The sequence below is a fragment of the Paenibacillus sp. 1001270B_150601_E10 genome (genome assembly GCF_015558675.1).
Classification (GTDB): domain Bacteria; phylum Bacillota; class Bacilli; order Paenibacillales; family Paenibacillaceae; genus Paenibacillus_B.
Genome location: NZ_JADMOL010000022.1, coordinates 1 through 16,453 on the forward strand (window position 1 = coordinate 1; position 16,453 = coordinate 16,453).

Here is a 16,453-nt window from a genome sequence, read left to right on the forward strand (position 1 = left end):
GGAACAGCCCACTGACACAAGTCAGTGGGTTTTTCTTTATGTTTTTTATTTACTCGTCTTAAAATTCCTTTGATGTAGAGCTTCTTGAACAAAGCCATTGCTTTGTTCAAGGGCTATTACCACTATGTCTATTTCGGATTAGAATCATTCAATTAAGATCCCCTTCTTCAGCATAGAAGGTTACAAGAGATCTGTTGTTTTACGCTTATTACCTTTATCCGTTAACGATTTCCCCACCGTTAATATGAATGATCTGCCCTGTTACATAGGAGGAATCCTCACTCGCCAAGTATACATAGGCTGGAGCGAGCTCCTCTGGCTGTCCTGGTCGCTTCATTGGCACGTCACTGCCGAATTGGCTGACCTGATTTGCCTCCGCTGTAGAGGGAATGAGCGGCGTCCAGATAGGCCCTGGCGCCACGCCGTTTACACGGATGCCATCCTTAATAAGGTTGGCAGACAAGGAACGTGTAAAGGCCACGATTGCTCCTTTTGTGGAGGAGTAGTCGAGCAGATTAGCACTTCCTTTGTAAGCTGTAACTGAGGCCGTATTGATGATTACACCTTTATGCTGGGTGAGTTGGGGCATTGCCGCTTTGACAAGATAGAACATGGCAAATATATTTGTACGGAAGGTACGCTCTAATTGCTGGACCGTTATGTCCTCGATGCGCTGTTGAGGATGCTGTTCGGCAGCGTTATTGACAAGAATATGAATATGCCCAAGGTCCTGCATCGTTTGCTGAATAGCTTGCTGGCAGAATGCCTCATCGCCAATATCTCCTGCAATCAACAGGCATCGACGCCCTTGCTCCTCGATACACGCCTTAGTCATGGCAGCATCACTGTCTTCATTTAAATAGATGATTGCAACGTCAGCACCTTCTTTGGCAAAGGCGACAGCAACAGCCCGTCCAATGCCGCTGTCTCCACCGGTAATGACGGCAACTTTATTGGTGAGTTTACCTCCAGGCCGGAATTGTTTACCTTGAAATTTAGGATGTGGATTCATTTCTGATTCAAGCCCAGGCTGCTGGTTCTGGTGCTGCGGGGGGACAGTTTGTGACTTTTGCTCAGATGACATGCTTAAACTCCTTTCACTTCTCCTGTGTGATGGGTTAGAAAACCAACACAGCGAGATTTCATTTCCAATCGAATAATGTTAACATTGCCCAAATAACAAAAATCCACCCTTCCAAATTAGGGTGGATGTATAGATGGATCATGCTTTATAAATCAAACATTGATGCGGTTGAATCTTAAGGAGCTTGTCCTCTGAGATAGAAAGGACTGCAATCGTCACGTAAAGCCTCGGAATGAGCAGCCATATGTGCCAGAATATAAACTGGAGGCTGAAGCCGATAGGTAGCCATGGCATCAGGATCAAAATGATAATAAGGCCAATGACGAGTGTGTGAAGATTGACTTTTCGCATATATCTGTCACTAATATACTGCTGCGGCAGAGGGAGAAACCCAATCCAGGGCAGCTTGAATTGAAAACCCCAGCGCTTTTTATACGTATAACGATCCATGATGAACAGGGAACGAGCGATCACATAATGAATCCAGATCATGATGCTCCAAGCTAAGAATGCATAGAGAATCCCTGCAATTGAGCTTGACCATAATGCTGCTCCAACACCGAATACGGCAAAAGCAACGTATAGAATTAAAGTGAACCTATTAAAGTTTATTTTTTTCAATAGCTGGTATTGATAGTAGGTTCGTTCCGCACTCGCTGGCATGAAGAAGATGCTCCTCTCTATGAGTACCTCGGTAAAATATATATCGGCTTACAGGAAAATAGATTGAAGATAGCCAAAGCAAAAATGAACGCCCATGAAGTGTACATACACCTGCCCGGAACCACTTGCATACAATACATCAACTATTTGAAAATAATCTATGAAAGTGGTTTAATCGCTCTATGAAATGGACATACTAGGATTAAAATAGAAGTAAAGGCGGGATGGTCATGGAACATGATGCAAAGCAGCGCTGTATCGTATGCAGTGAAGAGAAGGCAGATGGCATTGTCGTTGTTGACCAATTCATTTGTTTGGATTGCGAGCAAGAAATGGTTCATACGGATGTAAAAGATGCAAAGTATCCTTTTTTCATTGACCAGCTTAAGCGTCTCTGGTTGAAACTTCATGCATAACGGCACATCTCTGATTTGTAATGATGATGTAAGGCATGAATTGCAAAATTAACTCCAACATAACGATGGTATACCCTGCAATCTCTTGGAAACAAACAAATCATCAGACGGCAGAAGTATTTTTCGAGTAATAACAATATAAAAATAATCCATTATCCCTTACAACCTGTAATTTGTATTCAAGTTGAATGTTTCTAGCGGAATGGCTTACCAAGTGATGGCGATTCAAAGCGATATCTTCATAGGAAGCAAAACCGTATATGGTTAGAGCCCTTCGGGGCTCTTTTTGGTATGCGATGAAGCCATGAAGACGAGAAGCAGATTAACTCGACATGGTCAGATAAAAGACGCATGAAGAGCGAAATAAAGCTGAATGTCATGTACGATTCCGTTACAATAGTAGGATATTAGAAATAGGGTGATATGGAATGAAAAAAAACTCTCGAGCACCGATTATGGATGCTCTACTAACATATAACCAAAAGGGACAGGTATCGATGCATGTGCCAGGTCATAAAGATGGTGCTGTCTATCGAGAGAAAGCTCAATTTTACAATGCATATGAGGATGCTTATCGTCGGTTCGGTGATCTGCTGCAATATGATGTTACTGAGGTGGAGGGGACAGATGATCTCCATCAGCCGGAGGAGGCAATAAAAGAGGCTCAGGAGCTTGCAGCGGCATGCTTTGGGTCAGAGGAGACTCACTTTCTCATAGGGGGAAGTACAGTAGGCAATATTGCCTCTATTCTTGCTTGCTGCATGAAGCAGGGGGATCTGATCATCGTGCAGCGTAACGTCCACAAATCTGTACTGAACGGGCTGCGGATGGCAGGAGCACGCGCAGTGTTTGTCAGCTCAAGAGAAGATAAGAAGACAGGACTTGTAAGCGGCCCTTCTGTAGATGTCATACAAGAGGCGCTGGAGCGCTATCCAGAGGCAAAGGCTGTATTTGTGTGCAATCCGAATTATTATGGCATGGGGATTGAACTTAAGCCATTGGCTGAGCTTGCTCATCAATATGGCGTGCCGCTGATCGTTGATGAGGCCCATGGAGCTCATTATGGATTCCATCCGAAGCTTCCCCAGTCAGCGCTTCAAGCAGGGGCTGATCTCGTCATTCAATCGACACATAAGATGCTTGCGAGCATGACCATGAGTGCGATGCTGCATGTACAGGGAAATCTTGTTCAGCGAAAGAGACTCAAAAAGATTCTTACGATGATTCAAAGCTCGAGCCCGTCCTATCCATTGCTCGCTTCCCTTGATCTTAGTCGCCTTTGGATTGAGGAGTCAGGTTCAGCGTTATTTGAAGAGGGCTTAAAGGCTGTGAACCAGATAAGAGAGGCGCTGCATAATAAACCGTTATGGGGCGTGGTCACTAAGGACATAACAATGGAATCTGGAAGCTACAATGGCTGCGACACATGGGATCCCTTCAAGCTTGTAATATGGGATCGCACAGGGCACTGGAGCGGTTATCATCTGCTGGAGCAATTGCAGAAGGCAGGCTGTGTGGCTGAGATGGCAGACCTCCAATACGTCGTTCTTATCCTGACTCTTGCGGATACCTGTCATGAGGCGGAAAAGGTTCTTCAAGCGCTGAAGCAATTAGAGAATATCCATCCAATCTCAGCAATTTCATCAACCGATTTCAAGGTTAGGGATAGCGAAGAAGCTCTTCTCGCATGTAAAGATATGTTACAATCAAAGGAAATGGATTTTAGCTCGATACATAATCAATCCGTATTTTCGAGACTAAAGGTAACGGCTCCAATAACGTTCTCGCTATATGAGGATGAGCGAAATGTCATGACGCTCCCTGTCGATGAGATTGCGGGCTACGAGGCTGCTGAGCCGGTCGTACCATATCCGCCAGGCATCCCCTTGATTATTCAAGGCGAGACGTTAACAGAGCGCCATATCGCGCTGCTAAAGCAATTAGCAAATGCGGGTGCCAAGTGTCAGGAAGTAATGGATACAAGCCTTCGCTCGTTGAGAGTGTATGAGAAGAATGATTAGGCGTGAAATCCGTACGACGGTACGTCTTCAAGTTTTAAATGACGAACAAGATAAAGGGCATGACGAACACGGATGTATTGGAAAAGATAAGGGTAGGAACCTAGAAGGGATAGATGGAATATGATGTCTACTACCGGGACATTTATCACGTTTGAAGGAGGCGAAGGGGCAGGCAAGACTACGGCGATCGCTTTGCTGAAGCAGCAGTTGGAGGAGCTTGGCGTAAACGTATTAGTAACAAGAGAGCCAGGCGGTATTCCGATCGCAGAACGCATCCGGGATGTCATCTTGGATACAAGCCATACCTCAATGGATCCGAGAACGGAAGCTCTTCTGTATGCGGCTGCAAGAAGGCAGCATCTGGTTGAAAAGGTTATACCGGCGCTAAAAGAGGGTAATATCGTATTATGTGATCGTTTTGTAGACAGTAGTCTTGTGTACCAAGGATTTGCAAGAGGCCTTGGCATGGACGCTGTAGAAGAGATTAACGCCTTTGCCGTACAGGAGACGGTACCTGAGCTGACGTTCTGGCTTGACCTCAACCCCGTGGTTGGTCTTGCTCGAATCAATGCCAATGACAGTCGTGAGCTGAATCGACTCGATCAGGAATCGATGTCCTTCCATTTAAAAGTACGAGAAGGATATAAGCGTCTTGCTTCCAAGCATCCGGATCGCATTCAGCTTATTGATGCTTCGGTAAGCAAAGAAGAGATTGTGAAGCAAATGATAGACATTTTACGCGAAAAAACAAGGATTTTGGGCAAATGATGTATAATTAAAGGGTATAAGTTCTATTTATTCACGAATGCTTAGAATCATAAGGTTCATAGAACTTGATCCCAGACATCACCATATGACGTGAGGAGGAATACGGCATGAAATTAATTGTAGCCATTGTACAGGACAAGGATAGCAATCGTTTGAGTCATGCATTGGTCAAAGCCGAATACCGCGCGACAAAGCTCGCAAGTACGGGCGGATTCCTACGTGCAGGCAACACGACCTTTATGATTGGTGTCGATGATGAACAAGTGGACGACGTACTAGAGCTTATTCGGACGAACTGTAAAGTAAGAGACCAGCTGGTAACGCCGGTTACGCCAATGAGCGGCTCTACAGATTCGTATATTCCGCTGCCTGTTGAGGTGCAAGTAGGCGGTGCGACTGTCTTTGTCCTTCCAGTTGATCGATTCGAACACTTTTAACAAAAATAAATTAAGGCAGGGTGATGATCGGTGAAAATTAATCCGGGCTTTCGCCCCATGGGACCGGATCTGCGTGTGGGCGATCCCGTTGCAAAGCCGGTCACGTCAAAATCATTCGCAGATATGATGCAGCAGCAGGATCGAGACGCCTCGAATGAGCAGCTGCAGCAGCGGCTTCGGGATATTCATCAGCAAGGTGATCGCCTCGCGAGATCGATGACGATACGAGAGCTTCATTTGTATAAAACGATGGTGAAGCGCTTCTTGGAGGATACGGTTCGCCGAGGCGTAGGGATTAAGGACACTCGCGGCTGGGACCGCCGTGGACGCAGCAGACGCTATCGTCTGGTCGAAGAGATTGATGAGGTATTGCTTGCGCTTGCTGATGAATTACTTCAGACCGAACAGGGAAAGATTGATTTGCTCAACAAGGTCGGGGAAATCCGGGGAATGCTGATTAACCTGACCTTCTAGAAAGGTAACGGTGAATATGTCGTTTCAACACATTCTTGGTCAGCAGCAAGCCAAGAAGATACTACAGCACGGTCTTAGGGCAGACAAGATTTCACATGCCTATCTATTTAGCGGTCCAGTAGGAACAGGCAAGCTTCAAACGGCCTTAACCTTCACAAAGGCGCTATTCTGCGAGAAGCTTGAGGATGATTGCTGCGACGAGTGCTTGTCTTGCCGTAAGATCAATCATGGCAATCATGCAGATGTCCAGATTATTGAGCCTGAAGGACAAACGATTAAAATAGATCAGATTCGTGAACTGCAGCGGGAATTCTCCTATCGGACCGCTTCATCTGACGGCCGAAAAGTCTATATTATGAAGCAGGCTGACAAGATGACGGTGCAAGCAGCCAACAGCCTGCTCAAATTTTTAGAGGAGCCGACGAGTCCGACTGTTGCGATACTCCTTGCCGACAACGGACAAGCGATGCTTCCAACAATCATTTCACGCTCCCAATGGGTACCTTTCACGCCTCTTCATTCCACCGAAATATGCGATAAACTCGTTGAAGAGGGCGTATCTCTGACCTTAGCACGTGCTGCCGTTCAAATTGTAAATGGATTGGATGCCAGCAGGGAATTGTGCCAACAGAATTGGTTTGCAGAACTGAGAAACGTAATGATACAATTAGGAAAGGAGTGCGGAGCGAGTCTATCCTCGGCACTTCTATTGGCACAACAGAATGTATTCAAGACGGGACTTGCGGAGCATGTGGACATGCTCTTTCGCTTGTTTCATCTCTGGTTTAGAGATATGCTGAATTACCAATTGAACCGACAGGACAGTCTCGTATTCATCGATCAGCAAGAGACGATGAAGAAGATGGCATGGACGAGAACAGCGGAAGGCTGGGTATCGTGCATGCAGCTTGCGATAGAGGCTGAGAAGCGCATGCGCGCGAATGTAAGCCCGCAGCTGGCACTGGAGCAGTTTCTGGTTGGAATGCAAGGAGGTACTTAATTGTATAATGTAGTCGGCGTCCGTTTTAAGAGAGCGGGCAAAATCTATTATTTCGACCCGGTCGATTGGCCGGTCCAGAAGGACCAGCATGTGATCGTCGAAACGGCGCGCGGCATCGAATACGGCAAAGTCGTCATCGGTCCCAAGACGGTCGGCGAGCATGATGTGGTGCTTCCACTGAAGAAGGTTATTCGGATCGCAACAGATGTGGATGGACAGCTGGTAGAGAATAACCGCCAAGCGGCCAAGGATGCCCTTGGTATTTGTTTGGACAAGATTCGGACTCATCAATTGAAGATGAAGCTTGTCGATGTAGAGTATACATTTGACCGGAACAAAATTATTTTTTACTTTACAGCAGAAGGTAGAGTGGACTTCCGAGAGCTCGTTAAGGACTTGGCTAGTGTATTTCGTACTCGAATCGAGCTTAGACAGATCGGGGTGCGGGATGAGGCCAAGATGCTCGGAGGGATTGGCCCTTGCGGCCGAGTGCTATGCTGCTCTTCCTGGCTGGGTGATTTTGAACCGGTATCCATCAAGATGGCGAAAGACCAGAACTTATCCCTTAATCCTACCAAGATATCGGGACTTTGCGGCCGCTTAATGTGCTGCTTGAAGTATGAGCACGACAATTATGAAAGTGTAAAAGAAGAATTGCCATCGGTCGGCAAGTTGGTTGTAACCTCTTATGGAGAAGGCAAGGTCGTTGGTTTGAACAACGGAGAACGGAAAGTGCACGTACAGCTGTTTGAGCTTGGTAAAGTGAAGGAATTGCTATTTGACGATGTAGTCGTGAAATAGTCACTACGACATCCGAATGGACTCTGGGGTGGGAACTTGGAGAAGAAAAATATATTTGCACAATTTCATGATTTAGAAGCTAATATGGGAGACCTTCACCAAGAAATCGGAACGCTCAAGCAGGTGGTTAAGGAGCTGCTGGAGGAGAATCAGCGCCTTATGATGGAAAATCAGCAGCTGCGCAAAGTGCTCCAATTGGAAAATCCATTACAAGAGCAGCATTCCGAAACGGACGCCAAGAGCGAGTATGATTCGAAAGAGGCTGAAGCAATGCCTAATGATGCAGAGCCGGGCAGTACGGTTGGTGAAGGTTACGATAACTTAGCTAGACTGTATCATGAGGGATTTCATATTTGCAACGTGTATTACGGTCACTTAAGAACCGAAGGAGATTGCTTATTCTGCCTCTCCTTCCTCAATAAATAACAGATGCCGTAGGCGAGGAATATTTTCCCTGTCTACGGCTTTGTCGTATTTATTGCGATATCGATCAAAATAGATGCTTAGTCGAATCAATGCAAAGGAGAATGCCAAGGCATGTCAAAGGTAACCTTACACCTTTCAGAGCGCTTGGATGATCTGCTTACCCATGAGCTTAAGATCATTCAGAGCGAGGAGGTATTCAGCTTCTCAATAGATGCAGTACTGCTTGCAAGATTCCCTAAAGTTCCGAAGCGGGGACGTATTCTTGATCTATGTACAGGCAATGGGGTCATTCCTTTGCTTCTGACAACAAGAACCGAGGCCTCAATTGAAGGCATTGAAATTCAACCTAGGCTTGCGGACATGGCGAGGCGAAGTGTGGAGCTAAATAATTTATCAGAGCAGGTCCAGATCATTGAAGGCGATCTCAAAACGTTTATTCCAGAAGGAAGCAGGCCTTACTATGACTTGATTACCGTTAACCCTCCTTATATGCCGCTAACAACGGGGGATATTAAGGAGAATGAGCACTTTGCCATGGCTCGTCATGAAATAGGATGCACGCTCGAGGATGTGATCCAAACCTGTGCAAGGCTAACGAAGACGGGAGGAAGAGTAGCGATGGTTCATCGTGCTTCTCGCCTTGTCGATATTATTAGCCTGATGAGGGTTTATCGCTTAGAGCCTAAACGCATCCGATTTGTCCATCCCAAGGAGGGGGCAGAAGCGAATATGGTGCTTGTCGAAGCCATCAGAGATGGGAAGCCAGACGTTCGTTTGCTGCCGCCATTATTCGTTTATAATAACAATAATGAGTATTGTCAGGAATTAATGGATATTTACTATGGAGAAGAAACGGAATTGGGGAATTAACAATGACATGGAATGTGCAAAGTAGTTATGAGATAAGTTCTCAGGATAAGGCAGGGAAGCTTTATCTTGTGGCGACACCAATCGGCAACCTTGAGGATATGACCTATCGCGCGGTAAGAATCTTGCAAGAGGTAGAGATTATTGCTGCTGAGGATACAAGAGAGACGAGGAAGCTTCTGTCTCATTTTGATATACAGGGAAAAAAGCTGTACAGCCATCATGAGCATAATAAATGGTCAAGCGGCCCAGAGCTTGTACGTCTTATGGAGGAGGGGCAATCGATTGCGCTTGTGTCTGATGCAGGCTTGCCAGCAATCTCTGACCCAGGCGCAGAGCTTGTACGGCTTGCCATCGATGCAGGCATCGCTGTAATCCCGATTCCAGGGGCGAATGCGGCGCTAAGCGCCCTTATTGCTTCTGGGCTAAGCACCGAGCGATTTTTATTCGTAGGCTTTCTGCCTAGAGACCGCAAGCGTATGGAAGAAGCGCTGCTCTCCTTTAAGCTGGAGCGGGGCAGTATCATGCTCTATGAATCTCCTCACCGTGTCGTAAAGACGTTGGAGCGAATGCTTGAGGTGCTTGGAGATCGTCAGGTTGTGCTTGCCCGTGAATTAACGAAGCGCTACGAGCAGTTCATCCGAGGCAGCATCACGGAATGCTTAGGCTACCTATCGGATCATGCTCCGCTTGGTGAATGTGTGTTAGTGCTAGAAGGCATATCGGAAGAGATGAGGCTTCAAGAGCCGGACGCCATATGGTGGAACAGCTATTCCATTCACGATCATGTGGAGCATTATGAAGAGCAGGATGGGCTTTCACGCAAAGATGCGATGAAGGCAGCGGCGAAGGATCGTGGTGTATCCAAAAGGGATATTTACCAGGCATTGCTGGAAGAATAGGTTTCAGCTTGTGAAAAACAAAAACGGGTATATGTTCCAAAATGGAATAAAGGTTGGTTAAGCAGAGCATGATAGGAAAAAATAAGAGGAATAAAAGGGGATAAGTCTTGTGATTATCCCCTATAGCCATTATAGGATGGTAAAAAAAAGACCTCTATGGTTGGGTTCATAACCATAAAGGCAAAAGGAAGATATGAAAAAGGTTAGAATTAACAGATGTAAGTAAAATTATTATAACCTATTTTTCTTATTTTGTCACAGGTTGTGGGATTTCTGAAATACATTCGTAACAAACAATTTTTCCTTTGAAGTATGTAACGTTTTCTGCATTGCCGCAGAAGATACAAGCTGGCTCATATTTCTTGAGCATAATGCGCTCGCCGTCTACGTAAATTTCAAGTGCGTCTTTCTCTCCGATGCCAAGCGTGCGGCGTAATTCAATCGGAATAACGACACGACCAAGCTCGTCAACCTTACGGACGATACCTGTAGATTTCATCATAAATCATCGCTCTCCTCTTTATGCTTAGATATGTCATGATTCGACAAAATTCTATGTTTGCTGGTATATATCGTACCAACCATTCCCATATTCGTCAACTAGTAAAAGCACGAGATTGTGTGTTAATTTATGGTTGTTTTCATAGAATGTTCTTGTTTTTACGTGTTTTTTATGCTTTATTCAGGTAAGAACTATCATGTTTGAACAGCAGTGGAAGTTTTTATCAAGGATATATAGCAAGAATACCCATTAATTGTTTATTCGACATTCATGATTTTCGTGTCGGAAATTTGTCGAATTGGTAAGAGGTAATGAACATATATTCAATTATTTTACATGGATAGGAGGGGAATTTATGATGTTAAGGGAAGAAAAGGTATTTAAGGATCCCGTACACAATTATGTACATGTTCAAGACCGGACAATATGGGATCTGATCAACACGAGGGAATTTCAACGATTACGCAGAATAAGGCAGCTCGGCACCTCTTATTTGACCTTTCATGGGGCAGAACACAGCCGGTTCTCTCATTCTCTTGGAGTATATGAGATTACAAGACGGATTGTTTCTCAGTTTGAGCGCCATCATATGGAGGAGTGGTCGGCGGAAGACCGGCTTGTAGCCTTGTGCGCAGCGCTGCTTCACGATGTGGGGCATGGTCCCTTCTCTCATTCCATAGAAGATGCCTTTCAGGTTCATCATGAAGACTGGACATGCCGCATTTTATTAGAAGATACTCACATTCGAAGCGTACTTGAGCAGGTGAGTGCAGACTTCCCCGAACAGGTTGCATCCGTGATTCAAAAGACGCATCCGCACCCGATCGTTGTGAATCTTGTAACCGGACCATTGGATGCAGATCGGATGGACTACTTGCTTCGTGATGCCTATTATACAGGTGTTCATTATGGCACCTTTGATTTGGATCGGATCCTTCGGGTCTTACGTCCTTACCAGGGGCGGATTGTGGTCAAGGAAAGCGGCATGCATGCGGTGGAGCATTATCTTATGAGTCGCTACCAGATGTATTGGCAGGTTTATTTCCATCCGGTCACAAGGAGCTCTGAGCTTCTCCTTCGTTTAATTTTCCGAAGAGCAAAGGAATTGTATCAATGCGGCTATCTGTTTCAGTATTTTCTGCCTCCTCTGGATGCCTTGTTTGAGAATCGGATGAATGCCTCAACGTACACACAATTAGATGAAGCATTTGTGCAAACGATGTTTATGCAGTGGATGCGAGAGCAGGATGATCGATTAGCAGAGCTTTGCCAGCGATTTATGGAGCGAAGACTATATAAATATGTAGAAGTCGACCATTTGAATGAGGAGCGCAAAGCTTTCCTGAGAAGGCAGTGGGCCGAGGCAGGGCTAGATCCTTCTTATGACCTATGGTTTGATGCACCAACTGATATGCCTTATGATGTGTATCGGACAGGAGATAAGCCCACCCTTCAGCACATCATGCTGCTCACCAATCATGATGAAGAACTGGTAGAACTGTCTAAGAAGTCCGATATTGTACGCTCGATCAGCGGGCTGCACCGAGGCAAGCACTATATTTATTTCCCAATGGATAAAGTAAAGCAGGTACAAGCTTCCCTCTCTAAAGAGGCAAGAGAACTTTTGAAGCTGGATAAGGCTCATTTATAATATTTCATTGCAGCAATGAGTGGTGAGAACCATAGATTGATGTGGACTGCAGGAAGACACAAGGAGTGAACGCAAGATGATTTTTGATACACATACCCATCTCGATAACGAAGCATTTGATGAAGACCGCGATCAGGTGATTGCGCGCGCCGTGGAAGAAGGCGTAACACGAATGGTGAATATCGGCTTTAATCGCGAGACGATTCCGACTACGATGGCGCTGGCGGAGAAGTATCCGTTTATTTATGCGGCTGTAGGCTGGCATCCCGTTGATGCGATAACGATGAAGGAAGGCGATCTAGACTGGATCGCAAAGCTGACGGAGCATGAGAAGGTAGTTGCCATCGGGGAGATTGGCCTTGATTATCACTGGGATACCTCTCCAAAGGATGTGCAGCAGCGTGTGTTCCGTGAGCAAATTGGGCTGGCTCGTGACCTTAGAATGCCGATTATCATTCATAATCGGGAAGCCCATGAGGATATTGTTCGTATTCTGCGTGAGGAGAATGCCAAGGAGGTTGGCGGCATTATGCATGCCTTCTCGGGCAGCTGGGAGACAGCCAAAATGTGTCTGGATATGGGCTTCTATATTTCCTTTGGGGGACCGGTAACGTTCAAAAATGCCAAGCAGCCGAAAGAGGTGCTGAAGCAGGTTCCGATGGATCGTTTGCTAGTGGAAACAGACTCTCCTTATCTTACGCCTCACCCATTCCGCGGGAAGCGTAATGAGTCCTCTTATGTACGTCTTGTAGCGGAGATGGGAGCTGGATTAAAAGACATGGATTTTGAAGAATTTTGCAAAATTACGACGTCGAATGCACTTACATGTTTTGACATACGATGAAAAACAGAGAAAAACTAATGAAATTTTAACCTACGACAATAATTAAATGAGTTTTATTTGGTAAATGGCGTATTTCGGTTTTATTTTGATTGTTTTTAGCTTATAACGGTTTTGAGTAAGTCTTTACAACTTTGTCATAAACACGATATGATTTCTCTCAGAAGTTCGAATGAACTTGAATATTGTTCCAACGAACCAGTAACGCTGAATCTTCTGCTAAAAAGAAGAGCGGGGGAACCAAAAGCAGGTTGCGAGTGCCGCGCAGCTTGTGGAGTGTATCCTTGGGGTGAATTACGAACGATCGAGCCATGAGCCGATCCGTTCGGATAGGGCGACTCTCATAGCCCGAATCCGACAGCTAACCTCGCAAGCGTAAAGAGAGAGGTCCTCGTGTAGAGCCCTGAACATTGGATGATGTTTGGGTCTATGAAAGAAGCCACGAAAGAGATCCCTCTTGCGGAAGGCTTCTTTGTGTTTTTACGGCTTACGATCCTTGCATCCATGCGACGAGCATAATGGTTACAATGTGTTCATAGGTTGTAAGAACAGGAGGTGGGCAGCAAGATTACTGGTGTTGGGGTGAAGATCAGCATGAGGCACACGCTCGTTCTTCACTAAAATACTTAATAGTCGCGTCAGATGTATCATGCATAACTCTCGACGGCGGGACTATGAAGGAGGACCGAGAAATGGGAAACCTCGTGAATAACGAACCCCATGATCCCCGATCATCCAGCAAGTCGCTCGCATTAAAGTGGAAGCATGAAAATATGCGTGTTGTTTCTGTAATTGCAGTTGTTGCTATCGCAATTACGCTTGTAAGTGTATTAGTAGGTTTTAGTTATCAGAAGAAGACGGTCTCTCTGTTCATTGATGGACAAGAGAACACCATAGAGACACGCAAGTCCACGCTACGCGATGTTTTGGATGAGCACGCGATAGCATTAGGGGCACATGATAAAGTATCCATGATGTTGGATACGGAGCTTGAAGATGGCGTATCGGTAAGCATTAAACGTGCGAAGCCGGTACAGGTAACCGTAGATGGCAAGACCAATACGCTGTATACGACAGAAGATCGTGTATCGAATGCCTTGGAGGGCTTCAACGTAACCGTGAACCCGCTCGATAAGGTATTCCCAGATAACAGTACAGCGATCTCTAAAGATATGGAGATCAAAGTAGTGCGCATCACAAAAGATGTGGAGACAAGAGAAGTCAAAGTTCCTTTCAAAACGGTGAAGCAGGCGAATGCTGACATGAAGAAGGGTACGACAAAGACTGTCCAGCAAGGACAGCAGGGTGTTGTCCTCCAAAACATCGAGAACACATATCAAGATGGTAAACTGGTTCATTCCGAACTTGTAGAGAAGAAGGTTCAGGCGAAGACCGTGAATAAGATTGTTGCTTATGGAACGAAGAAGGAGCCAGAGGTGCAGGTGCTGTCTGCAAGCACGAATAACCTTGCTACGCGCAATGCATCAGGAAGCTCGGGCTCATCCTCAAAATCATCTAGCAATGTTTCTAAAGACGGTATTAACTTTAAATACAAGCAAAAGCTAACGAACGTGCAGCTTACTGCTTATACAGAGCAGCCTGGTTCTGCAGGTGCCAAAACAGCCTCCGGAACGAAAGTAACCGAAGGTCGTACGATCGCGGTTGACCCAGATGTGGTACCGCTTGGCTGGTGGGTGTATATTGAAGGCTACGGCTTCTACCGTGCAGAGGATACGGGGGGAGCAGTCAAAGGCAAGATCATGGATATCTACTTCGATAGCTCCAGTCAAGTGAAGCGCTTTGGTCGTAAAAAGGGCAATACTGTATATGTGATTGGTCCAGTTAAGCCTGAGGCAAACTAACAGGTTCGAGTTGGATAAGCGCGTAGATAATAGCTGTGTTTTTATGATATAGTAATCCATAACCAATTATGTCATGCTAAGAAGAGGGGAAGCCCTCTTCTTTTGTATTTTATTCGTAAAGCGAGGAAAGGAGCGGTTCCATTGATCCGCGAAGTCATAGTCGTCGAAGGAAGAGACGATACGGTTGCCATTAAGCGAGCGGTGGACGCAGATACGATTGAGACCGGTGGATCTGCGCTCAATGAGATGACCTTTAAACGAATCGCGCTGGCGCAGGATCGTCGGGGCGTTATTATATTTACCGATCCTGACTTTGCTGGAGAACGCATTCGCAAGGCTGTTGCGCAGCGTGTTCCAGGCTGCAAGCATGCCTTTATTACAAAAAAAGAAGCCTTGGCTAAGGGAGATATCGGCGTGGAGAATGCTTCGCCTGAGGCGATACGCCATGCACTAGCCAATGTACGCACGGAAATGCCCTCTCCAGCCGGACAACCCCTGACCTGGGGGGATCTTATAGAAGCGGGACTAACGGCTCATACAGGCTCTTCTGAGCGCCGTATGAGGCTAGGGGAGATCCTTGGGATCGGCTATTGCAATGCCAAGCAGTTTTTGAAGCGCTGCACAGCGTTTCAGATTACCCGCGAGGAATTTGAGGAAGCCTTGGACAAGCTGGATTAGCCTTTTCCTTATGACGGAATGGATAAGCCTTTAACGATACGTTAAAGCTGTACGATAAATGAGTAGATGGAGTCAGAAAGGCAGGTACGCGTATGAAGCAGCACGCAATGGATATTGCGACGCCTTCTAGAACGAAGGATATTATTCGTAAACATGGATTTTCATTTAAGAAGAGCCTCGGTCAAAACTTCCTGATCGATATGAACATTATGCGGCGCATTGTGGGGGCAGCAGAGCTTGACGAACGCACAGGAGCTCTTGAAATTGGTCCCGGCATAGGCGCTCTTACGGAGCAGCTTGCAAGACAAGCAGAGCGGGTCGTGGCGGTCGAGATCGATAATCGCCTTATTCCGATTCTAGATGAGGTTATGGAGCCTTATGACAATGTATCTGTTGTTCATGGAGACGTATTGAAGGTTGACCTGCATGCTTTATTCGCGGAGAAGTTCCAAGGCACGGGGCGTGTCAGTGTCGTTGCCAACTTGCCCTATTATGTAACGACGCCTATTATGATGAAGCTTCTTGAGGAGCGTCTGCCGCTTAAGAACATCGTAGTAATGATTCAAAAGGAAGTAGCCGAGCGTATGGCAGCTTCACCAGGAGGCAAGGAGTACGGAAGCCTTAGCGTCGCGGTTCAATACTATTGTGAGCCGGATATCGTCTGCACGGTTCCACACACGGTCTTCATTCCACAGCCGAATGTGGAATCAGCGGTTATTCGCCTGAAGGTTCGGGATATGCCTCCTGTAGAGGTTTCAGATGAGGCACGCTTCTTTGAAGTTGTGCAGGCAAGCTTTGCTCAGCGCCGCAAGACCATATGGAATAATCTCAAGGCCCGTTATGGCCAAGCATTAGGCATAGAAGCTTTGCAGCAAGCGCTAGAGGACGCAGGCATTGAGCCGTCTCGAAGAGGGGAGACGCTATCGCTTGAAGAGTATGCGCGCCTTAGCGAGGCTATTGGAGCGATTCAACCACCTTCGCCTTCTGCTTCTTAATCGTTACCCTTTTTCTATAAATTGAAAATAAAAAGCACCAAATGCGACTCCCGCCCATAAGATAC

At 46.1% G+C, this 16,453-nt stretch carries 18 protein-coding genes and 1 riboswitch; of the genes, 15 read left to right on the forward strand and 3 right to left on the reverse strand.

What is annotated here, in order from left to right:
• Window positions 1-214: 214 nt before the first annotated feature.
• Together I2H74_RS23990 and I2H74_RS23995 are read right to left on the reverse strand one after the other, a co-directional pair.
• Entirely contained in the window at window positions 215-1,084 is an 870-nt protein-coding gene (locus I2H74_RS23990) for an SDR family oxidoreductase (RefSeq protein ID WP_195576787.1), read from the reverse strand.
• 138 nt (window positions 1,085-1,222) lie between these two features.
• A complete protein-coding gene (locus I2H74_RS23995; protein WP_195576788.1) occupies window positions 1,223-1,747 on the reverse strand; it encodes a hypothetical protein in 525 nt (174 codons plus the stop codon).
• Window positions 1,748-1,977: 230 nt separating this feature from the next.
• Between I2H74_RS23995 and I2H74_RS24000 the strand changes: the two genes are divergently transcribed.
• From I2H74_RS24000 to rsmI, 10 genes are all read left to right on the forward strand, one after another.
• The gene (locus tag I2H74_RS24000) at window positions 1,978-2,163 is read left to right on the forward strand and encodes a sigma factor G inhibitor Gin (RefSeq protein WP_195576790.1); all 186 of its coding nucleotides are present in this window, start codon (window positions 1,978-1,980) and stop codon (window positions 2,161-2,163) included.
• A gap of 428 nt (window positions 2,164-2,591) precedes the next feature.
• Window positions 2,592-4,184, forward strand: coding sequence for an aminotransferase class I/II-fold pyridoxal phosphate-dependent enzyme (locus tag I2H74_RS24005; RefSeq protein ID WP_195576792.1), 1,593 nt, complete (start codon window positions 2,592-2,594; stop codon window positions 4,182-4,184).
• Window positions 4,185-4,304: 120 nt separating this feature from the next.
• Window positions 4,305-4,952, forward strand: a complete 648-nt coding sequence (gene tmk / locus I2H74_RS24010) for a dTMP kinase (protein WP_229506168.1) — start codon at window positions 4,305-4,307, stop codon at window positions 4,950-4,952.
• Between the two features lie 107 nt (window positions 4,953-5,059).
• A complete protein-coding gene (locus tag I2H74_RS24015; RefSeq protein WP_195576794.1) occupies window positions 5,060-5,389 on the forward strand; it encodes a cyclic-di-AMP receptor in 330 nt (109 codons plus the stop codon).
• Between the two features lie 30 nt (window positions 5,390-5,419).
• Window positions 5,420-5,863, forward strand: coding sequence for a YaaR family protein (locus I2H74_RS24020; protein ID WP_195576796.1), 444 nt, complete (start codon window positions 5,420-5,422; stop codon window positions 5,861-5,863).
• Window positions 5,864-5,879: 16 nt separating this feature from the next.
• Window positions 5,880-6,863: a DNA polymerase III subunit delta' gene (gene holB, locus I2H74_RS24025; RefSeq protein WP_195576864.1), complete on the forward strand. Its 984-nt coding sequence runs from the start codon at window positions 5,880-5,882 to the stop codon at window positions 6,861-6,863.
• Window positions 6,864-7,664, forward strand: a complete 801-nt coding sequence (locus I2H74_RS24030) for a PSP1 domain-containing protein (RefSeq protein WP_195576798.1) — start codon at window positions 6,864-6,866, stop codon at window positions 7,662-7,664. It abuts the gene before it with no gap.
• Window positions 7,665-7,700: 36 nt separating this feature from the next.
• Window positions 7,701-8,090, forward strand: a complete 390-nt coding sequence (gene yabA / locus I2H74_RS24035; protein ID WP_195576800.1) for a DNA replication initiation control protein YabA — start codon at window positions 7,701-7,703, stop codon at window positions 8,088-8,090.
• Window positions 8,091-8,201: 111 nt separating this feature from the next.
• Complete coding sequence (locus I2H74_RS24040; RefSeq protein ID WP_195576802.1) at window positions 8,202-8,960, forward strand: tRNA1(Val) (adenine(37)-N6)-methyltransferase; 759 nt, start codon at window positions 8,202-8,204, stop codon at window positions 8,958-8,960.
• Between the two features lie 2 nt (window positions 8,961-8,962).
• The gene (gene rsmI, locus I2H74_RS24045) at window positions 8,963-9,859 is read left to right on the forward strand and encodes a 16S rRNA (cytidine(1402)-2'-O)-methyltransferase (protein ID WP_195576804.1); all 897 of its coding nucleotides are present in this window, start codon (window positions 8,963-8,965) and stop codon (window positions 9,857-9,859) included.
• A gap of 247 nt (window positions 9,860-10,106) precedes the next feature.
• Here the strand turns inward: rsmI and I2H74_RS24050 are convergent, their stop codons facing one another.
• The gene (locus I2H74_RS24050; RefSeq protein ID WP_195576806.1) at window positions 10,107-10,361 is read right to left on the reverse strand and encodes an AbrB/MazE/SpoVT family DNA-binding domain-containing protein; all 255 of its coding nucleotides are present in this window, start codon (window positions 10,359-10,361) and stop codon (window positions 10,107-10,109) included.
• A gap of 358 nt (window positions 10,362-10,719) precedes the next feature.
• Here I2H74_RS24050 and I2H74_RS24055 point away from each other — a divergent pair, with 358 nt between their 5' ends.
• The 5 genes from I2H74_RS24055 (at window position 10,720) to rsmA (ending at window position 16,388) form a co-directional block, all read left to right on the forward strand.
• Window positions 10,720-12,012: an HD domain-containing protein gene (locus I2H74_RS24055; protein WP_195576866.1), complete on the forward strand. Its 1,293-nt coding sequence runs from the start codon at window positions 10,720-10,722 to the stop codon at window positions 12,010-12,012.
• A gap of 76 nt (window positions 12,013-12,088) precedes the next feature.
• Window positions 12,089-12,856, forward strand: coding sequence for a TatD family hydrolase (locus I2H74_RS24060; protein WP_195576808.1), 768 nt, complete (start codon window positions 12,089-12,091; stop codon window positions 12,854-12,856).
• Window positions 12,857-13,048: 192 nt separating this feature from the next.
• Window positions 13,049-13,245, forward strand: a riboswitch (cyclic di-AMP (ydaO/yuaA leader).
• Window positions 13,246-13,545: 300 nt separating this feature from the next.
• The gene (locus I2H74_RS24065) at window positions 13,546-14,715 is read left to right on the forward strand and encodes a 3D domain-containing protein (RefSeq protein WP_195576810.1); all 1,170 of its coding nucleotides are present in this window, start codon (window positions 13,546-13,548) and stop codon (window positions 14,713-14,715) included.
• A gap of 141 nt (window positions 14,716-14,856) precedes the next feature.
• Entirely contained in the window at window positions 14,857-15,393 is a 537-nt protein-coding gene (rnmV, locus tag I2H74_RS24070) for a ribonuclease M5 (protein ID WP_195576812.1), read from the forward strand.
• Between the two features lie 92 nt (window positions 15,394-15,485).
• Entirely contained in the window at window positions 15,486-16,388 is a 903-nt protein-coding gene (gene rsmA / locus I2H74_RS24075) for a 16S rRNA (adenine(1518)-N(6)/adenine(1519)-N(6))-dimethyltransferase RsmA (protein WP_195576814.1), read from the forward strand.
• Window positions 16,389-16,453 lie beyond the last annotated feature (65 nt).